Genomic DNA, 1,690 nt, shown 5'->3' with positions numbered 1-1,690 from the left:
AAAATAAAATTCCTTATTATTTTTCATTAATAAAATAATTGTGTTGAGATTTCTTCTTTTAATTAATTTTTCTGCGAATACACCTGTACTCAGTCCATATTTAAGAATGTAATTTACTTTCTTCAAATCAATTCCTTCAATTATTTTGTCTCCAAGCAACCTTGAACTTGGAATAGCTGCACCAATTGATTTTTAGTGCATTATATATAGAAATGAGAAAGCGAATTGTTTTCATACCTAATCATCCCACAGGTTTGAACTCATAATTATACTCTAGAATCCAAACCTTAAGAAAAAGGGGTAAAAGTTCTTAAGAATTCTTAAGCTTTCTACAGCATTTTGTCAAAAGAATATATGACGATCTTTGAAATGTTAGCGGTATCCCCAATAACACTTACTATTCGTCAATCCGAAGTACAAAAAGAACTTGTAGGGGGGCACCATATCAGAAAAAAATTGTACGTTTGGACACAAACTATCCGATTCCTTGTACGATAAGGGATCGGATAGTTATTTTACTGTTTTATATAGTGTACAATTTCTTGCTTACGAGGTCTGTGTAGTAACCGAATCAAATCTTACGTTAAGTATTAGTGGCCATCAAAAATAATGATGACTACTTCAGATTAACATCCATTCGATACACAATTAAATATAACAATATGTTAAATGGCTAAATAAGACAAACGGTATGAAGAGAATTTCTACTCTTTTCATACCGTTTTGCATTTGTTTATAAGTTTCATATGAAATTCGTGGGAAGACGCAGCATTTCTTTTATAAATAAGACTCAAAAGTTACCATACCTGATAAAGGAAATATTAATGTAACTCTAGTTCCTTTATTCACTTCAGATTCAATGCCAATTTTCAATCCTAATTTTGAACATAGTTTTTCGCAAAGATACAAGCCCATTCCTGTACTTTTGCTAAATCTCCTGCCATTCTCTCCAGTAAATCCTTTCTCAAAAACTCTATTTATATCTTTAGTTACTATCCCTACTCCATTATCCTCTATAGTTAGTATCACTGAGTTAGTTTTCTTAATTGAGTATATACGTATCATTTGTTCTTTGTTATTTGAGTACTTTATAGAATTTCCTATTATTTGATTAATAATAAATTCAACCCATTTCCCATCACTATATACGATTTCACCAATATCCTGTATATCTAATTTTATTCTCTTATGAATAAAATCCCTATAGTTTCTTTTAATTACATTCCTTACTACATTATCAAGGTTGGTTGGCTTGATAATATAGTCTTTATTAACGTTATTGCTTCGAGAATAATACAGAACCTGTTCTACAAACCCCTCGATTCGATCCATTTGAGAGTCAATTTTATTCGTTACTTCATTTTGATTATTTTCAATTATAAGCTTTGTAGAAGCTATTGGTGTCTTAATTTCATGCACCCATGTCTCTATATATTCTCTGTAATCCAACTGTATGTCTCTATAATACTTTACATTTTCATGCATGTCTCTGCTTAGTTCTTTCAGTATAGCGTTAAGCTTTTCCCCATGTATAAAGTTTGCTTCCTTTACTACCTCTGGTAGTAGATATTTTTTCTCCAAGTTTTCTAATATGCCATTAATCTCGTTATAATAATTTTTACATTTTATAAATTCTATAACCATATATGAAATCAATGGAAGAAACCAAATACAAAAGACAAAGAATATG

General features: G+C 30.1%; 1 protein-coding gene. It reads right to left on the bottom strand.

Translation table 11 applies throughout. The annotated features are described in order from the left end of the window. Window positions 1-777: 777 nt before the first annotated feature. Window positions 778-1,690: sensor histidine kinase (locus ACQGSG_RS28775; protein WP_426948713.1), on the bottom strand; the 913-nt coding region annotated here is incomplete at its 5' end.

Origin of the sequence: Bacillus sp. GMa5/1, from assembly GCF_050172015.1 — a bacterium.
GTDB lineage: Bacteria > Bacillota > Bacilli > Bacillales > Bacillaceae_G > Bacillus_A > Bacillus_A cereus.
Note: the sequence above shows the minus strand (reverse complement) of the source record. Positions and strands in the feature narration are given on the sequence as shown.